A 16,461-nucleotide genomic window follows, 5' to 3' on the forward strand; every position below is an offset into this window, starting at 1 on the left:
ATCTTATAAAAAAGGAAGGGATATCCCTTCCTTTTTTATAAGATGTTTTTTAGAGAATGTGTTAATAGCCTGTCACTCTAAAAAGTTTTAAAGCGTATTTTAGGTAAGCCACAATCAAAGAATGGAAATATAATTGCTATTTTTTACAAATCCCACGCTTGTTTACTCTTCATTTATTAAATTGACAATATGTGTCCAAGTTTCCTTTTTAAAGGTATCGCTTGCTTTACCGTCTCCCATTACACTATACCCGACAAGCGCGCCTGCTAGAACACTGACAACCATTATTAAAACGATGGCAATTATGCGCAGCCATATAGGAAACAGACGAACTCTAACTTGTCGTTTAGGAGAAGCATTCTCTTCTGAATTCTTCTTCTCTTTCCGTAATTCTTTTACCTGTTCTCTTGTCTTAACCATTTCCTGACTACTGCTATTTAATGCCATCATTTTTCTCCTTTTTAACGTATTCCATTCACTAATCCCATCATCTGATCTGCTAAAGAGATGGATCTGGACTGAAATTGATAGGAGCGCTGTGTAGCAATCAGATTAACCATTTCTTTGCTTATATCTACATTCGATTGTTCCAAGGCATTTTGCTTCATCCCAATTTCATTTCTTCTAGCACCGTCTAGGTCTAAAATTGCTTGGTTTTCGTCCGCTGAGTCAGAAAGTCGGTATACATTATCCCCCGTTTTTTCAAGACTTTGCGGATTGTTGGCATAGGATATACCGAGATTCACCATTTCCTGTCCACCGTTATTCAACTGAACTGTTAGCGTTCCTGTTGATGAAAAAGAATATTCTTTACTATTATTATTTAATAAAATTGGGTTATTATTCTCATCAAGGATAGCATGGCCATCTTTTGTAACGAGCATATTTTCATTATCAGATACTGGAGATAAGTACATAGCTCCATCTCTTGTATAGCGAACTTCCGTTTCTCCACCGTCTTGCACTAGCACTCTGTATAATTGTCCTTCTTTTGTTAACGCCGTATCTAAAACACGATCGGATGCTTTTATGGTTCCCTGTGTCATCACTAACTGTGTTTGAGCAATTTTTGCCCCTACACCTTGTCTGATTCCGTTTGGAGTTTGACGATTGACTTCTTGCGTTTCATCAGCTTGGTTATTAAATTGCTGAAAAAGCATATCCGTAAAGGTTCCATTTTGTTTTTTATAGCCAGTTGTATCAACATTGGCCATATTATTACTAATGAGATCCATTTGCTTTTGTAGCTGTGTTAATGTATTACTAGCCGTTATCATCGTTCTATTCATAGCGATTCCCCTTTACTACCCTTTCTATCGAAAAGCTGCTTTCGGAAAGCTTTTGCATGTAGCTTACAATCAAAATGGTTTATATTCCCCTATTGAAAAAAGCATTTATTTTAGAGAAATTCCAAAATAATCTAATCTTATATTTTTCCAATTTCATTTGCAGCTTGGTCCATGCTTTTATCATATGCCTGCAGCATTTTCTGATTTGCTTCAAAAGCACGATATGCTGTCATCATATCTGTCATGGTTTGGGCTGTATCAACGTTGGAATTCTCTAAGAATCCTTGTTTTATCTGGAAATTCACTTCATTATTTGCGTATGCACTCGGAAGTTCTGCACCGTCTTGCGCTCGATATAAGCCATCGCCCTCTTTGGAAAGCTGTTCTGGTGTATCTGTGTAGCTTATTCCAAGACGATATGCTTCCCCGTTACTCCCAGTAATCACCCCATCAGATGTAACGGAGAAATCTGTGCTAGTTAGTTGAATGGGTTCATTATTTTCATTTAAAACACGTAATCCGCTAGCAGTGGTTAAATAGCCTTGTCCGTCTAAAGTGAAATTTCCATTCCGTGAATATGCTATTTCGCCATTTGCATTTTGGATAGTAAAGAATATGCCGCCACTAGGATTTGTACCATTCCCTGGTACATTGACATTTAATAATGCCAAATCCGTACTTAGTTCCGTTTGATTAAGGTCTCCCTGTGTAAATTTTGGTGTCGCTTCCTGCATATAGACTCCTGTTGCTAAATAGCCTACTTCTTCTTTGTCTACAACACCAACTGCATTCTTGCTAACACTTTGCTGTAATAATTCCGGGAAGGCTCTCATAGACGATTGATCTGTTTTAAAACCTGGTGTCGTACTATTTGCCATGTTATTGGAAAGCATTTCTGTCTTACGCTGTTGTGCAAGCATACCAGAGGCAGCTGTATAGAATCCTTTAAACATACTTGTCTCCAATCTATACAATATTTTCGATTCTCATATATATATTCTATTATAAAAAAAATATGGAAATATTACATTAAATTTTGTTGAAAAAAGTCTAAAAATGTTTGTATTCATCATTTATTATATCGGGTTTCCATCATAACAATCTACTGGTAGATATAGGGGGAGTTTTAAAGGACATTCACTTTCAACAATTCCTTCCTTAAAGCAAAAAAATCGGAACAAGAAAAAATTTTCTCATTTCCGATTTTTTAGGTTTAATGTTTCGTACAACGGGTATGAAATAACTAGATTTCATTTTCCTATGCATAAACAAGAACTTTTCGCTCTTGTTTATGCCCCCCCATATTTGTTAGCTTAATTTTCTTTTTGGGAGACGATCAATGTTATCTAACATAATCCCAGTACCTATTGCTACACAATCCATTGGATTTTCCGCCACTAATACAGGAACTTTAAGTTCATCCGCCAACAGTAAATCAATCCCATGAAGCAATGCTCCACCACCTGTTAAAATAACCCCACGATCAATAATATCTGCTGAAAGCTCAGGAGGTGTTCTTTCTAGGACACTTTTCGCAGCTTGAACAATTACAGACACCGATTCTCTTAATGCTTGTTCAATTTCATCTGAATAAACAGTAATCGTTCTAGGAAGTCCAGAAACCATATCGCGGCCACGAATATCCATTTCTTCTTTTCTAGATCCAGGGAAAACAGTTCCGATATTGATTTTTATATTTTCAGCAGTACGTTCTCCGATTAACAGCTTATATCTGCGTTTAATATATTGAAGGATTTCATTATCAAATTTATCTCCAGCCATTTTTATACTGGAAGATGTAACGATATCACCCATTGAAAGTACAGCTACATCCGTTGTACCGCCACCAATATCAACAACCATATTTCCGCTCGGTTGGAAAATATCCATTCCAGCACCAATCGCTGCAACTTTTGGTTCTTCTTCTAGATAGATTTTCTTTCCTCCGCTTTTCTCTGCTGCTTCTTTAATTGCCTTTTGTTCCACACTTGTAATATTTGTCGGACAGCAAATAAGAATTCTTGGCTTTGAAAGAAATCCTTTTACATTTAATTTATTGATAAAGTGCTTTAACATCGCTTCCGTTACGTCAAAATCAGCAATAACGCCGTCTTTTAATGGTCGGATAGCCACGATATTCCCAGGTGTACGTCCAACCATGCGACGTGCTTCTTCTCCAACTGCTAATACTTTGCCTGTATTGCGATCTAATGCCACAACAGAAGGCTCGTTTAATACAATACCTTTTCCTTTTACATGAATTAGAACATTCGCTGTTCCTAAATCTATACCAATATCTCTAGCAAACATTAAATACGCTCCTCCTTTGTCTTAGCTTATCCTTTTATTTGATTTAATCATTTCATTTTCCTTATAGAGACTAAGAGCTGGCTTTCACACTATATGTAACGATATCTTCATACTTAAGTTTCATTAAATGACACTACTGGCCAATAAATATTCATTTTTTCTTTATTCCTGTTTAAAATTGGTTTTATTCGCACAGCTTTCCGAAAAATGCCAGCCATTATTTTTATCGCTTAAATATGTCTTACTTATCGCTCTATATTAAATCAACCATTTTTTCTTTTTCAATAGACGAATTATGTATGTTTTTGGTTAAAATTTTGTATGTTTTTTCTCTATCTATTTATACCACTCTAATTTTTTATTCTATCACAAGGATGCAGAAATAAGTAACTTTTTGTCAAAAAAATGAGTTTTTTTTCACAAAAAGAATTTATAATTATGTTAGGCAGCTCTTAAACGACCACCACACCATTTTCAAGCTGGTTATGTTTTCTTTACAAAAGAAAAAGGACATTGATTTCAAAGTCCTTTAAAGCTATTATGTACCTTTTCTTAGCATTTCAATCAGCGTCTCTTTTTATACAAATCTTTTTTTCTATCGATGAAGTCACCTCCATCGATAGACTGTTGTAGCTGCATTTCACAAACTTTCCTTTCTGTTTTAAAAATCACTAGGGCATTTTTATCCTTATTTTTTTGCCATGCTAACAGTGCTGAAAAATTGCCCCATTTGCTTTTTACTGTACAGTTTCCCCTTCTAACTCTTCTTTTTTATACTTCATTTTAGTTGCTTCCCCACCACGCAAATGTCGAATTGATTTATGATAATCAAGTATCTCTTTTACTTCATTTGCTAAATCTGGGTTAATTTCAGGAAGTCTTTCTGTTAAATCTTTATGGACTGTACTTTTGGATACGCCAAACTCCTTCGCTATTACGCGAACCGTTTTTCTCGTCTCCACGATATACTTTCCAATCTTGATAGTTCTCTCTTTGATGTAATCGTGCACACCACTCGCCCTCCCTAAATTGGATGTGAGAAGTGTGAAATGAGACTCGCTTTTCGCTTCATCGAAATTCTTCATCCCGCACGTTTCCTTTCCTACAAAATACGATTCTTCATGCGGCAGAAAGTCAAAGGCTTTCTGTACTTATTATGATTAAACATGTCCTCGACTACATATCCATTGTCTTCAAACGACCCCTCACTCCAAACTTCCTCTTTGTAAGGTTTGTAACATTTTATTAGCTTGGATGATACTTTATGCAGAAAAATATGAATAGGGACAAGGTTTGTCTAATTTTTTTTATGATTTCTTTGATTTTAATGAGTTTTTCAACTAAAATTCTTTATTTTGCTGAATGAAAGGAAGGTTTATATGGAGAGCACATGAGGAATTTAAAATGTGGATCGATTATTTGAGAATGAAATACTACTACCCTTTAATAAGCTTATTTATCCAAAACTGATTGTTTCCTAAGGACAATTATTTCCCGAGAAATTTGTCAGTTTCCGCACCTAATTGGCAACTTTCATCAAACATTTCTTAAAACATGGAAATAAACCTATTACTTTTTACCTAATAAAGATTTGAATAGGTGAATTAATGGAACTAGCACCATCATGAAAGGAAGGAGGAATTTATCTAAAGCTTAGTTGTTTACATAAACGCGGCTTCTCATTTCGACATTTCCCATGCTAAAAATATTTTTTTCGCGTAGAGAGTTATATAGACATAAAAAGGAGTGCTATAAAGGACTTCTTACTTTGCAAAAGATGATATCTCATGCATGTAAGAGACCGATTTATAGCAACCCCTATTTTCACAGTTTTTCAATTATGCGTTTGGATCTGTAGTTCCTTCTGCATCTTCATCCTGATTAGAATTTATTCCATTTTCTAATGAGTTATCTGTTGGCATTTCTTCATCAGCAGATTCAGACTCTTCCACCTCTGAATCAGCTTCTGATGTAGCACCAGAAGTATCATCACTTTCCAAAGCACTTAATGGCTTACCAAAATAATCAATTGGGTTTACCGCAACATTGTCTTTTCTTACTTCAAAGTGAACATGAACACTTGCATCTTGATTTAACTTACTTTTTCCAGCAGTGGCTAATGGTTGACCTTTTTCCACTTCATCTCCAACTTCTACTTGGAAATCCTTCACAGACTGGTAATATGTTTTAATCCCATTTTCGTGATCAATTTCAATCGTGTTACCTAATAGAGAATCTTCCGCCACTTTCGTAACGGTTCCGCTTAAGGCAGCTACCACTTCGAATTCGCTATCATCTTCCATTTTTAAATCAATACCTGTGTTTGGCTGATATTGATTATTATAAAACACTAATGATTCAGCTTGTTTTTCCTTACTAGCCGTATTATCGTAGAATTCCTTTTGTGTAATAAATGACTCTTCATCTACTACTGGCCACGCAAAGTTTTCAAATTCTTTTGCTACTGGTTCTGCAGGTTCATCGATTTGCTTTGTTGGCATATCAGCATCATATTTATACTTATCTGTTTCTGATGCGCTATTTTGATACCAAAGAACACCTGTTAGAATAATAGCAGCACTTGCGATATAAACGGCTGGAAATGCCCAACGCTTTTTAAAAAAGCTTTTTACTTTTGACTTTTTTGGAGAAGTACGTTTGTTTTCTTCCTCTCTCATTTTATCATCACCTCAGCAATCATTCTGAACAGATAATGATAAATATATACCTATTAGCAAAAAAATTTTTTTAGACTTATTTTTCGACAAAGTTCTTTATTATATACATGGAAATTTATTTTTTATTTGTAGCGTAGAAAAAAGCAAGTCTCGGGATGGAGACTTGCTTAGTTTGAGTTTGGCTGATATTCTCGTTGCTTTGGCTGATTTATTTTTTGTTTGGCTGATTTCCTCTTTGCTTTGGCTGATTTCATCGCTGCTTTGGCTGATTTTTCATTATTTCGGCTCTTTCCCTCGCTACCTTCGCTGATTTATCATTATTTTGGCTCTTTCCCTTGCTACCTTCGCTGATTCATCATTATTTTGGCTCTTTCCCTTGCTACCTTCGCTGATTCATCATTATTTTGGCTCTTTCTCCCGCTACTTTCGCTGATTTCCTTATTTCTGAGCTGTATATTTCGTCAGCATATCATCTGAGGCAGTGACTTCAACCCCTTTATAATAGTATTTAACGATTTCATCATATGTTTTTCCGTTCGCTGCCATTCCATTTGCTCCATATTGGCTCATTCCGACACCATGACCATATCCCTTTGTGGCAATATATACGGTCTCTCCTTTTCGTTCCATAGTAAAGTCAGTTGATTTAAGATTTAACTTTTCTCTAATATCTGTTCCTGACATCTCTTTTCCGTTAATTTTGGCACTTGCTATTCTTTTTCCCTTTGTATATTTAACATCTTCTAATACTTCACTACCAGTCCCTAAAGACACTCCTAGCGTCTTCTCAAACTCCTTTACAGTCAATGTTACTTCCCCATTAAACTTAGGAGAATTAACATCCCACGGGCTTTCTACGCTTTGTAAATAGGAGATAGAATTTGGCCATATTGCATCTGAGTTTTCCGTGTAGCCATTGCTTGTGGAGAAGAAAGTGGCATCAATCGGATCACCTTTATAGGTTAAAATTTGTCCCTTTGTAGCAGCTACAGCTTCTTCGATTTTTTCCATATTCTTTTTCCAATCATAACCGGCATTTTCCCAAATTTTCTTTAACTCGTCTTGATTGTTGTATACTTGATAATCAATTGTGTCTCCAACAAGGGCACCGTCTGGTAAATCTGATTTTTCTTGATTCATCATTCTTTTTACAATATATGTTCTGGCTGTTAAGGCTTGTGCTTTCAATGCTTCCATTTCAAACTTTGCCGGCATTTCAGAAGCAACAACCCCAACTACATATTCTTCTAAATCTAATTTCTCAACTTCTTGCTTATTCTGCCTGTATACGGCTACTTCTATAGCTGGCTCTTTGGCTTCTGCAGATTCTACATTACTGTTTGGCTCATCCTTTTTTTCCTGAATAGAGGGTAAAACAAGGATTGTGGGAACAAGTAAAGTGATAGCAAACAGAATAACTCCTAGTACGATGAAAGGTTTGATTTTAATCATGAATGAAAAGCCTCCATAAAATAGAAATAAGACCTTCTAACTGTCTCTAAAACATTCTTATGGAGGTGGACAAGCTTTTATTCCTTCTTTTTCTGTTTAAATCGATAGCTTTTCACTAAAAAAATTGTTCTAAATATGTCGGTTTTGCATACTATTTTAGCAATCCTGTTATTTATGCACCTCTTGTTATTTCCCCATTACATAACACCTTTTCCATTAGCCATTTTTAAAGGAAGCTAATACCCATTTCGATTTGTTTTTAAAATATTTTTTACATGCTATGTATAATTTTGCCCACAAAAAAACAAACTTTATTTATCTGAACGTAAACGATAAATAAAGTTTGCCCTTTGTTTTATGCATTTAAATCCGCAACATAGCTTGCAGTTAATGTTAATTCACTTTCTACCGTAATTCTTTCGATATCAGCACCTAAGGCAGCTAATTTCTGATGGAAATTTACATAGCCACGATCTAAATGCTTAAGCTCTGTAACGCGCGTGATACCATCAGCTACAAGTCCAGATAAAATCAGAGCAGCAGCGGCACGCAAATCTGTAGCAGCTACTTCTGCTCCTTGCAGATTAGTTGGTCCGTTCATTACAACTGAACGACCTTCAATTTTCACATCGCCATTCATGCGTCTGAATTCTTCTACATGCATAAAGCGATTTTCGAAAACTGTTTCCGTAATCATACTTGTTCCTTTTGCACGAAGAAGTAATGCCATCATTTGTGATTGCATATCTGTTGGGAATCCAGGATGAGGCATTGTTTTAATGTCTACAGCTTTTAAATTCTCAGCACTAACAACACGAATACCATCTTCTTCTTCTTTGAAGATAACACCCATCTCTTCCATTTTTGCAATTAAAGAAGATAAATGCTCAGGAACTGCACCCTGTACAAGTACATCTCCGCCAGTGATAGCAGCAGCAATTAAGAATGTACCAGCTTCGATTCTGTCAGGAATAATAGTATGTTCTGTACCATGTAGCACTTCCACACCTTCGATACGAATTGTTCCAGTACCTGCACCTCTTACTTTTGCTCCCATTTTATTTAGGAAGTTTGCTAAATCCACAATTTCTGGTTCTTTTGCTACATTTTCTAAAATTGTTGTACCTTCTGCTAAGGAAGCAGCCATCATAATATTTTCAGTAGCACCTACACTTGGAAAATCAAGATAGATTTTTGCTCCTTGTAAACGGCCTTCTACTGAAGCTTCGATAAATCCATTACCAACCTGAACCTTTGCTCCCATTGCTTCAAAGCCTTTAAGATGCTGATCAATTGGTCTTGAGCCAATTGCACAACCTCCAGGTAATGCTACTCTTGCATGGCCATTTCTAGCTAACAATGATCCCATAACTAAAACAGATGCACGCATTTTTCGTACATATTCAAATGGTGCTTCCACACTTAAGTCCCTTGATGCATCAACGGTTACTTCACCATTTTCAAAATGTACATCTGCATTCAAATATCTTAATACTTCATTAATCGTATATACATCTGAAAGAGTCGGAACTGATTTAATTATACTTTTTCCATCACTTGCTAATAATGTAGCGGCGATCACAGGCAAAACGGCATTTTTTGCGCCTTCCACTTTAACCGTTCCATTTAACCTTTTTCCGCCGCGGACGATGATTTTATCCAAAGTCTATTCCCCTCCGCGTCCAATATCTCTATATTAATATTCAATCGTTATGATGGGTGTGCCAACTACGAACGTAGTTTTTCCTCCCATATCTTGTGTTCTCAATCCTATTTGTACGTTCATTTCCTTTTCGCTATTATCAATTCGTTCTTCAAATAAGGGCGAATAAGCGGAGGTGGATATAAAATCATCCTCTTCCAACGCCTCTACTTCTTTTGCTTGAAATGCATTTAGCAATTGGTTAACTTTATAAGGCAAAGTCCCATTCATCTTATCACTGAATTCGCCTTTAATACAAGAGAAAATTGTCGGTTCCCCACGAAATATGTTAGAAATTTTTTCGTTAATTTCCATATCTAACCTTTTCATTTCTTTATCCTCTAACTTTTTCCCTCTCACCTCATAAATAATATATGATTGAACGGTATTAGTTGTTAAAGAAGTGGTTATAATAATACTTTCTTCCGTTTGGTTACTGGATGGAACGATCATTTTTGCTTGCCAGTTTTGATGTGTTTTCATTTCTACCCAGTCACCATTTGGGAAAACTTTTTTCAATTTTGACTGATATGCTTTTGCATCTTCTATACTTGTAACATTATCCAGCCTTTCTCTTGCATGCAGAGACCATTCATTTATTGCTACGTTTTCTTGTTTTTGTAAAATTTCATTTATTGTTATTAAATCTGACTTTGTTCTCGCGATAGTGATGTTATTCCCAAATGTTAGGCAAGCCAAACCAATTATAATTATTATAATAATTAACGTTTTATTTATCTTCATTTCAATTCCTCCCCCATACTACCATTGTTTCCAGAGAGAAGAATTGCATACTAGTGATTAATCGTCACTTTTTGACATGAATAAAACATTAACCAAGGAACAAACTATTTAAGCACACAAAATGAATTTTACTGAAAAAACGAAGCAATGAAAACATGTATGAAGACCTATCTTTTCTTATTAATTGTTTCTATTTTTGGTAATTAATTCAATATTAATGGTAATTGTTGTGACCAACTTAAGTAGTCTAGTAAAAAGTTACTGACAATCGAACCCATAATAATGGCTAATAATACATACAATACTCTTGCCTGGAAAACTCGATTTTTACGAAGAAATTTCTCGAAGTTTAGTGACTGTAACGCCCACCACGAAAGAGCTATAAACACGATATGTATTAATATACTTAGTAATGCCTGTTGTCCAAAAGCATCAATCATTTTTTCCTCCAATCTATCCTTTCAGATTCAACTATTATTTGACGTATTTACCTATCAAAAGGTTTCACTTTTGATTCAGGTATTTTTTTTGATTTTTTGTCTGTTTAACCACAGCTTGATATTCTCTTTTTCAAAGCACTCCACAGATTAAAAAAAGCCCCCTTAGGGACTTTTTAGTATTTTTTCTCAACAATGGATATACGATTCATTGCACGTTGAAGAGCAAGTTCTGCACGTCTAAAGTCTACATGCTCTGACTTCTGAGCATGTAATCTTTGTTCTGCGCGCTCCTTAGCACGTAAGGCACGATCATAATCAATTTCTTCCGCTAATTCAGCAGATTGAGCAAGTACTGTCACCTGATCCGGGCGAACTTCTAAAATTCCACCATTCACCGCTAGATATTCAGAATCTGAACCTTTTTTCAAATGAACAGCTCCTATTTTCAGTGGAGCAACCATCGGAATATGTCCTGCTAAAATTCCAAGCTCTCCACTTTCTGCTTTTGCGATCACCATATCTACATCTGATTCATGCACCGGGCCATCAGGAGTTACTACATTGACTTTAATCGTCTTCATTACTACCCCTCCTGATTAGTTTATACTTCCACACCCATAGATTTCGCTTTTTCAATTGCTTCTTCGATACGTCCAACTAAGCGGAACGCATCCTCTGGAAGATGATCATATTTTCCATCAAGAATATCTTTAAATCCTTTTACGGTTTCTTTTACAGGTACATAAGAACCTTTCTGACCTGTAAATTGCTCCGCTACATGGAAGTTTTGAGATAAGAAGAATTGGATTCTTCTTGCACGGTGAACGATTAATTTATCTTCGTCACTTAGCTCGTCCATACCTAGTATACTAATGATATCTTGAAGCTCTCTATATCGTTGTAGTGTAGATTGTACACTTCTTGCTACATTATAGTGCTCTTCGCCAACAATTTCAGGAGAAAGGGCACGAGAAGTAGAAGCAAGTGGATCTACTGCTGGGTAAATACCCATCTCTGTTAATTTACGCTCAAGGTTTGTTGTTGCATCCAAGTGAGCAAATGTTGTAGCTGGCGCTGGATCTGTATAGTCATCCGCTGGTACATAGATAGCTTGGATAGATGTTACAGAACCTACATTTGTTGAAGTAATACGTTCTTGTAATCTACCCATTTCTGTTGCTAACGTCGGCTGATAACCAACCGCTGATGGCATACGGCCAAGCAATGCAGAAACCTCAGAACCAGCTTGTGTAAAGCGGAAGATGTTATCAATGAAGAATAGAACGTCTTGTCCTTGTTCATCACGGAAATATTCTGCCATTGTTAATCCTGTTAAGGCAACACGCATACGAGCACCTGGTGGCTCGTTCATTTGTCCGAACACCATTGCTGTTTTCTTAATAACGCCAGAATCTGTCATTTCATGGTAAAGGTCGTTTCCTTCACGTGTCCGTTCTCCAACACCTGCGAATACAGAAATACCACCATGCTCTTGAGCGATGTTATTAATTAATTCCTGAATTAAAACAGTTTTACCTACACCGGCTCCACCAAATAGACCAATTTTACCACCTTTAATATAAGGTGCTAATAAGTCTACTACTTTAATACCTGTTTCTAAAATTTCTACTTGTGTTGATAATTGTTCAAACTTAGGAGCTTCTCTATGAATAGAATCACGTCTAGCACTCGCTGGAATTTCGGAATCTAAATCAATGGTTTCTCCTAAAACATTAAATACACGACCTAACGTAACATCACCAACAGGAACAGAAATAGATTTTCCAGTATCTATAACCTCTGAGCCTCTTGTAACGCCATCAGTAGAAGACATTGCAATAGCTCGAACTGTGTTATCACCTAAATGAAGGGCCACTTCAAGTGTTAATTCTACGTTAGAAGTACTATTTGGACCTGGAACAACTCTTAATGCGTTGTTAATGTCAGGCAGACTTCCTCCATCGAACTTCACGTCAACAACTGGTCCCATAACTTGAAGAATTCGTCCTGTGCTCATTATTTTCCCTCCTAAACTTTCTTATAAGCAGGTTCTGCTAAACCTTACGTCAAGCAGAACTTATTAATCATCGTTATTCTAATGCTGCAGCTCCACCAACGATTTCTGTAATCTCTTGTGTAATCGCAGCTTGTCTTGCACGGTTGTACTGTAGACTTAATTCACCTATTAATTCTTTCGCATTATCAGTAGAATTCTTCATCGCAGTCATACGTGCAGAATGCTCACTTGCCTTACTATCTAGTAAAGCACCGTATAGAAGACTCTCTGCATACTGCGGTAATAGCACATCAAGAATCTCTTCTGCTGATGGCTCAAATTCATATGATGTCAATGTAGTATTCGTAGCATCCATATCCGTTAAAGGAAGAACCTTCTTCTCTACTACATCCTGTTGAATTGCACTTACATAATGACTGTAATAAACATTGAGCTCATCAAAAGTACCATCATCAAACATGCCTACTGCTTTACTTGTTACATCTTTAATATCTAGGAAATCTGGTAGGTCTGGTATTCCAACTACATCCAAGATGACATTATGTCCTTGTTTTAATAGGAAATCTCTACCGATTCTTCCAATGACAATAATGGCATACTCCTCTTTTGATTGATGTCGCTCATTAATTGTTTGATTCAATTTTCTAAGTACGTTACTGTTGTATGCCCCTGCCAGTCCGCGTTCGGAAGTGATGACAAGATAGCATGTTTTTTTAACAGGACGCGTTTGAAGCATTGGATGGCTAACGCCTGAGCTGCCGAGCGCTACTGAATGTGTCACTTCTTCCATTTTAGACATATACGGAATAAATGCTTTTACATTAATAACCGCTCTATTCATTTTAGCCGAATATACCATTTGCATGGCTTTCGTAATTTGGCTAGTCTTTTTAGTTGATTCAATACGAGCTTTTATATCACGTAAAGATGCCAAAGATTCTCACCACCAATCTTTAAGTTTGCCTTCTTATTCAGAAGCTACAAACGTTTTTTTGAAATCGTTAATTGCTGCTGTCATATCATCATCAGATGGAAGATCTTTTGTTGAAACAATCTGTTCTACCACATTTGTATGATTGTGATCTAGCCAATTTAAGAATTCTTCTTCGAAACGTCTAATATCAGTAACAGGAATATCATCTAAGTGACCACGTGTTAGGGCATATAGAATCGCAACCTGTTTTTCTACTTTTAACGGTTTATTAAGATCTTGCTTCAATACTTCTACTGTGCGAGCACCACGATTTAATTTATCTTGTGTCGCTTTATCTAAATCAGAGCCAAATTGAGCAAATGATTCTAGCTCACGGAATGATGCAAGGTCCAGACGTAATGTTCCTGCAACCTTTTTCATTGCTTTGATTTGTGCAGAACCACCAACACGGGAAACAGATAAACCTGCATTTATCGCTGGGCGTACACCAGAGAAGAATAAATCCGATTGTAAGAAAATTTGTCCATCTGTAATCGAAATTACGTTTGTTGGAATATAAGCAGAAACGTCCCCTGCTTGTGTTTCAATAAATGGAAGAGCCGTAATAGAACCTCCACCTTTTGCGTCGCTTAATTTAGCAGCACGCTCAAGAAGACGAGAATGCAAGTAGAATACATCCCCTGGATATGCTTCACGACCTGGAGGACGACGAAGTAATAGGGACAATTCACGATAAGCGGATGCTTGTTTTGTTAAATCATCATATACAATTAAAACATGCTTACCGTTATACATAAATTCTTCACCCATTGCTACACCAGCATATGGAGCTAAGTATAGTAGTGGTGCTGGTTGAGAAGCAGAAGCTGTGACAACGATTGTGTAATCTAATGCACCATTTTTACGTAGTGTTTCTACCGCGTTACGTACAGTTGATTCCTTTTGTCCAATCGCAACGTAGATACATACCATATCTTGGTCTGCTTGGTTAAGGATGGTATCAATCGCAACAGATGTTTTACCAGTTTGACGGTCACCGATAATTAATTCACGTTGCCCACGACCGATTGGCACTAATGCGTCAATCGCTTTAATACCTGTTTGAAGCGGCTCGCTTACAGATTTACGATCCATAACGCCAGGTGCTAAAAATTCGATTGGACGTGTTTTTGTTGAATTAATTGCTCCTAGTCCATCTACTGGTTGTCCTAAAGGATTAACTACGCGTCCGATTAACGCATCTCCTACTGGAACTTCCATGATTCTTCCTGTACGACGAACTTCATCGCCTTCGCGAATATCTGTGTAAGGACCAAGAATAATGATACCTACATTGCTTTCTTCTAAGTTTTGAGCTAAGCCCATTACTCCATTAGAAAATTCAACAAGCTCCCCAGCCATACAGTTATCCAGGCCATGTACACGAGCGATACCATCACCAATATTAATTACCGTACCAACTTCGCTTACTTGAACTTCTGATTGGTAACTTTCAATTTGCTTTTTTATAAGAGCACTGATTTCTTCCGCTTTGATGCTCATGCGTTTCACCCCTATCTAAAGAATTACTATCCTAATAATTGTCGTTGTAGACGGTTTAGCTTCCCTTGAAGACTACCATCAAATATTTGATTACCTATTCTTACTTTAATTCCACCTAATAGGTTAGAATCAATGATATTTTCAATATTTAGCGATATTTTCCCAACTTTTGCAGCGAAAGTAGCTGAAATAGCTCTTTTCTCATCCATAGTTAACGGTTTGATGGAATATACTCTTGCATCTGCAACCCCTTTTGCTTCATTTACAAAAGCAATAAATTGATCACAAATACTAGTAATCATCTCTTCCCGATGGCGATCAATCAGTAGCATCAAAAGATTTTGTATATACTCACTTGCTGAAGCAAATGCTACTTTCACCATTTCTTTTTTCTTTTCTAATGAGATATTAGGAGATTGTAGAAATGTATGAATGTCTGGTGAAGAGGTTAAAAGTGATTTCACTACGCGAACTTCTTCATCCAATTGATCTATCTGTCCGTTTTCTTTGGAGATTTGGAAAAGGGCTAAAGCATAACGCTTTGCAACACCTGTATCCATCATCGTTTCTCGCCTACCTCTTGAATGTAATCATGAATTAATTTTTCTTGATCTTGCTCATTTAATTCTTTTTCGATCACTTTAGAAGCGATTAATACAGAAAGAGAAGTAACCTGATCGCGAATTGTTGCAACAGCTTTTTCTTTTTGTTGCTCAATTTCTACTAAAGCAGCATTTTTTAATCGTTCTGCATCTTTTCTAGCATCGTCAATGATTGTTTCTCTTTGAGCATCTGCTTGTTGTTTAGCTCTATCGATTAATTCTTGTGCGTCAGTACGCGCTTCTTTCAATAACGCTCTTTGTTCTTCTAATAGTTTGGCAGCTTCTAGTCTGCTTTTCTCTGCATTATCTATTTCATTTGCAACGAATTCCTCGCGATCCTTCATTATTTTCATTAAAGGACCCCAAGCAAACTTTTTGATTGCCCACAATAATAATAAGAATGATCCTAATTGAACAGCTACGTCGCCGCCCGCGAAATTCATTACGGCACCTAATACTAATCCATTTGTGAACACGCTTGATTCACTCCTTTCAGGTAATGTGTTTTATCACATACAGGAAACCTTTATTCGCTTATGGAAAAAAGGTGAATATGCTTATTTATAAAATAATAGGAACAATTTTTAGCTATCAATATACTCAAATTGAGTATGGTATTGTAGGCTGCTTTGTCTTCCCTAATAGTTAGTATTTCTATTGAAATAACAACCATCTTCAAGGAAACAGCCCTTTTTTAAGAATTGTTGGTTTTAAATAAAGGAATGGCGAAGGTTCTTATCGAATGATCTTC

Annotated in this window: 16 protein-coding genes; all 16 read right to left on the reverse strand. The window is 36.5% G+C overall.

What is annotated here, in order from left to right; all coding sequences use genetic code 11:
• Nucleotides 1-162: 162 nt before the first annotated feature.
• A complete protein-coding gene (locus ADJ83_RS20145) occupies nucleotides 163-447 on the reverse strand; it encodes a DNA-directed RNA polymerase subunit beta (protein ID WP_031536701.1) in 285 nt (94 codons plus the stop codon).
• Nucleotides 448-461: 14 nt separating this feature from the next.
• Nucleotides 462-1,289 carry a flagellar hook-basal body protein gene (locus ADJ83_RS20150; RefSeq protein WP_031536702.1) on the reverse strand — a complete coding sequence of 276 codons (828 nt, stop codon included), beginning with the start codon at nucleotides 1,287-1,289 and terminating at the stop codon, nucleotides 462-464.
• Nucleotides 1,290-1,426: 137 nt separating this feature from the next.
• Nucleotides 1,427-2,242, reverse strand: coding sequence for a flagellar hook-basal body protein (locus ADJ83_RS20155; RefSeq protein WP_048718896.1), 816 nt, complete (start codon nucleotides 2,240-2,242; stop codon nucleotides 1,427-1,429).
• Nucleotides 2,243-2,597: 355 nt separating this feature from the next.
• Entirely contained in the window at nucleotides 2,598-3,599 is a 1,002-nt protein-coding gene (locus ADJ83_RS20160) for a rod shape-determining protein (protein ID WP_031536704.1), read from the reverse strand.
• Nucleotides 3,600-4,336: 737 nt separating this feature from the next.
• The gene (gene spoIIID, locus ADJ83_RS20165; RefSeq protein ID WP_016204804.1) at nucleotides 4,337-4,609 is read right to left on the reverse strand and encodes a sporulation transcriptional regulator SpoIIID; all 273 of its coding nucleotides are present in this window, start codon (nucleotides 4,607-4,609) and stop codon (nucleotides 4,337-4,339) included.
• 828 nt (nucleotides 4,610-5,437) lie between these two features.
• The gene (locus ADJ83_RS20170; protein WP_031536705.1) at nucleotides 5,438-6,277 is read right to left on the reverse strand and encodes a M23 family metallopeptidase; all 840 of its coding nucleotides are present in this window, start codon (nucleotides 6,275-6,277) and stop codon (nucleotides 5,438-5,440) included.
• A 438-nt stretch (nucleotides 6,278-6,715) separates the two neighbouring features.
• Nucleotides 6,716-7,729, reverse strand: coding sequence for a stage II sporulation protein D (spoIID, locus tag ADJ83_RS20175; RefSeq protein ID WP_048718902.1), 1,014 nt, complete (start codon nucleotides 7,727-7,729; stop codon nucleotides 6,716-6,718).
• A gap of 355 nt (nucleotides 7,730-8,084) precedes the next feature.
• The gene (murA, locus tag ADJ83_RS20180) at nucleotides 8,085-9,392 is read right to left on the reverse strand and encodes a UDP-N-acetylglucosamine 1-carboxyvinyltransferase (RefSeq protein WP_048718907.1); all 1,308 of its coding nucleotides are present in this window, start codon (nucleotides 9,390-9,392) and stop codon (nucleotides 8,085-8,087) included.
• A 33-nt stretch (nucleotides 9,393-9,425) separates the two neighbouring features.
• Entirely contained in the window at nucleotides 9,426-10,175 is a 750-nt protein-coding gene (locus ADJ83_RS20185) for a YwmB family TATA-box binding protein (RefSeq protein WP_031536708.1), read from the reverse strand.
• Nucleotides 10,176-10,378: 203 nt separating this feature from the next.
• A complete protein-coding gene (locus tag ADJ83_RS20190; protein WP_031536709.1) occupies nucleotides 10,379-10,615 on the reverse strand; it encodes a DUF1146 family protein in 237 nt (78 codons plus the stop codon).
• 173 nt (nucleotides 10,616-10,788) lie between these two features.
• Entirely contained in the window at nucleotides 10,789-11,196 is a 408-nt protein-coding gene (locus ADJ83_RS20195) for a F0F1 ATP synthase subunit epsilon (RefSeq protein ID WP_031536710.1), read from the reverse strand.
• A 20-nt stretch (nucleotides 11,197-11,216) separates the two neighbouring features.
• Nucleotides 11,217-12,632, reverse strand: coding sequence for a F0F1 ATP synthase subunit beta (gene atpD / locus ADJ83_RS20200; RefSeq protein ID WP_031536711.1), 1,416 nt, complete (start codon nucleotides 12,630-12,632; stop codon nucleotides 11,217-11,219).
• A 73-nt stretch (nucleotides 12,633-12,705) separates the two neighbouring features.
• Nucleotides 12,706-13,566: an ATP synthase F1 subunit gamma gene (gene atpG / locus ADJ83_RS20205; RefSeq protein ID WP_031536712.1), complete on the reverse strand. Its 861-nt coding sequence runs from the start codon at nucleotides 13,564-13,566 to the stop codon at nucleotides 12,706-12,708.
• Nucleotides 13,567-13,599: 33 nt separating this feature from the next.
• Nucleotides 13,600-15,108, reverse strand: coding sequence for a F0F1 ATP synthase subunit alpha (gene atpA / locus ADJ83_RS20210; protein ID WP_031536713.1), 1,509 nt, complete (start codon nucleotides 15,106-15,108; stop codon nucleotides 13,600-13,602).
• A 26-nt stretch (nucleotides 15,109-15,134) separates the two neighbouring features.
• Nucleotides 15,135-15,671: a F0F1 ATP synthase subunit delta gene (locus ADJ83_RS20215; RefSeq protein ID WP_031536714.1), complete on the reverse strand. Its 537-nt coding sequence runs from the start codon at nucleotides 15,669-15,671 to the stop codon at nucleotides 15,135-15,137.
• Nucleotides 15,668-16,186: a F0F1 ATP synthase subunit B gene (gene atpF / locus ADJ83_RS20220; protein ID WP_048718912.1), complete on the reverse strand. Its 519-nt coding sequence runs from the start codon at nucleotides 16,184-16,186 to the stop codon at nucleotides 15,668-15,670. Before atpF ends, ADJ83_RS20215 begins: the two co-directional genes overlap by 4 nt.
• Between the last annotated feature and the right edge of the window lie 275 nt (nucleotides 16,187-16,461).

Origin of the sequence: Bacillus sp. 522_BSPC (genome assembly GCF_001076885.1) — a bacterium.
Lineage (GTDB): Bacteria > Bacillota > Bacilli > Bacillales > Cytobacillaceae > Niallia > Niallia hominis.

What these genes read in the sequence shown, in the direction of transcription:
- ADJ83_RS20145 (WP_031536701.1), bottom strand. Translation starts at nt 447, where the DNA reads ATGGCATTAAATAGCAGTAGTCAGGAAATGGTTAAGACAAGAGAACAG.
- ADJ83_RS20150 (WP_031536702.1), bottom strand. Translation starts at nt 1,289, where the DNA reads ATGAATAGAACGATGATAACGGCTAGTAATACATTAACACAGCTACAA.
- ADJ83_RS20155 (WP_048718896.1), bottom strand. Translation starts at nt 2,242, where the DNA reads ATGTTTAAAGGATTCTATACAGCTGCCTCTGGTATGCTTGCACAACAG.
- ADJ83_RS20160 (WP_031536704.1), bottom strand. Translation starts at nt 3,599, where the DNA reads ATGTTTGCTAGAGATATTGGTATAGATTTAGGAACAGCGAATGTTCTA.
- ADJ83_RS20170 (WP_031536705.1), bottom strand. Translation starts at nt 6,277, where the DNA reads ATGAGAGAGGAAGAAAACAAACGTACTTCTCCAAAAAAGTCAAAAGTA.
- spoIID (WP_048718902.1), bottom strand. Translation starts at nt 7,729, where the DNA reads ATGATTAAAATCAAACCTTTCATCGTACTAGGAGTTATTCTGTTTGCT.
- ADJ83_RS20185 (WP_031536708.1), bottom strand. Translation starts at nt 10,175, where the DNA reads ATGAAGATAAATAAAACGTTAATTATTATAATAATTATAATTGGTTTG.
- ADJ83_RS20190 (WP_031536709.1), bottom strand. Translation starts at nt 10,615, where the DNA reads ATGATTGATGCTTTTGGACAACAGGCATTACTAAGTATATTAATACAT.
- ADJ83_RS20195 (WP_031536710.1), bottom strand. Translation starts at nt 11,196, where the DNA reads ATGAAGACGATTAAAGTCAATGTAGTAACTCCTGATGGCCCGGTGCAT.
- atpD (WP_031536711.1), bottom strand. Translation starts at nt 12,632, where the DNA reads ATGAGCACAGGACGAATTCTTCAAGTTATGGGACCAGTTGTTGACGTG.
- atpA (WP_031536713.1), bottom strand. Translation starts at nt 15,108, where the DNA reads ATGAGCATCAAAGCGGAAGAAATCAGTGCTCTTATAAAAAAGCAAATT.
- ADJ83_RS20215 (WP_031536714.1), bottom strand. Translation starts at nt 15,671, where the DNA reads ATGATGGATACAGGTGTTGCAAAGCGTTATGCTTTAGCCCTTTTCCAA.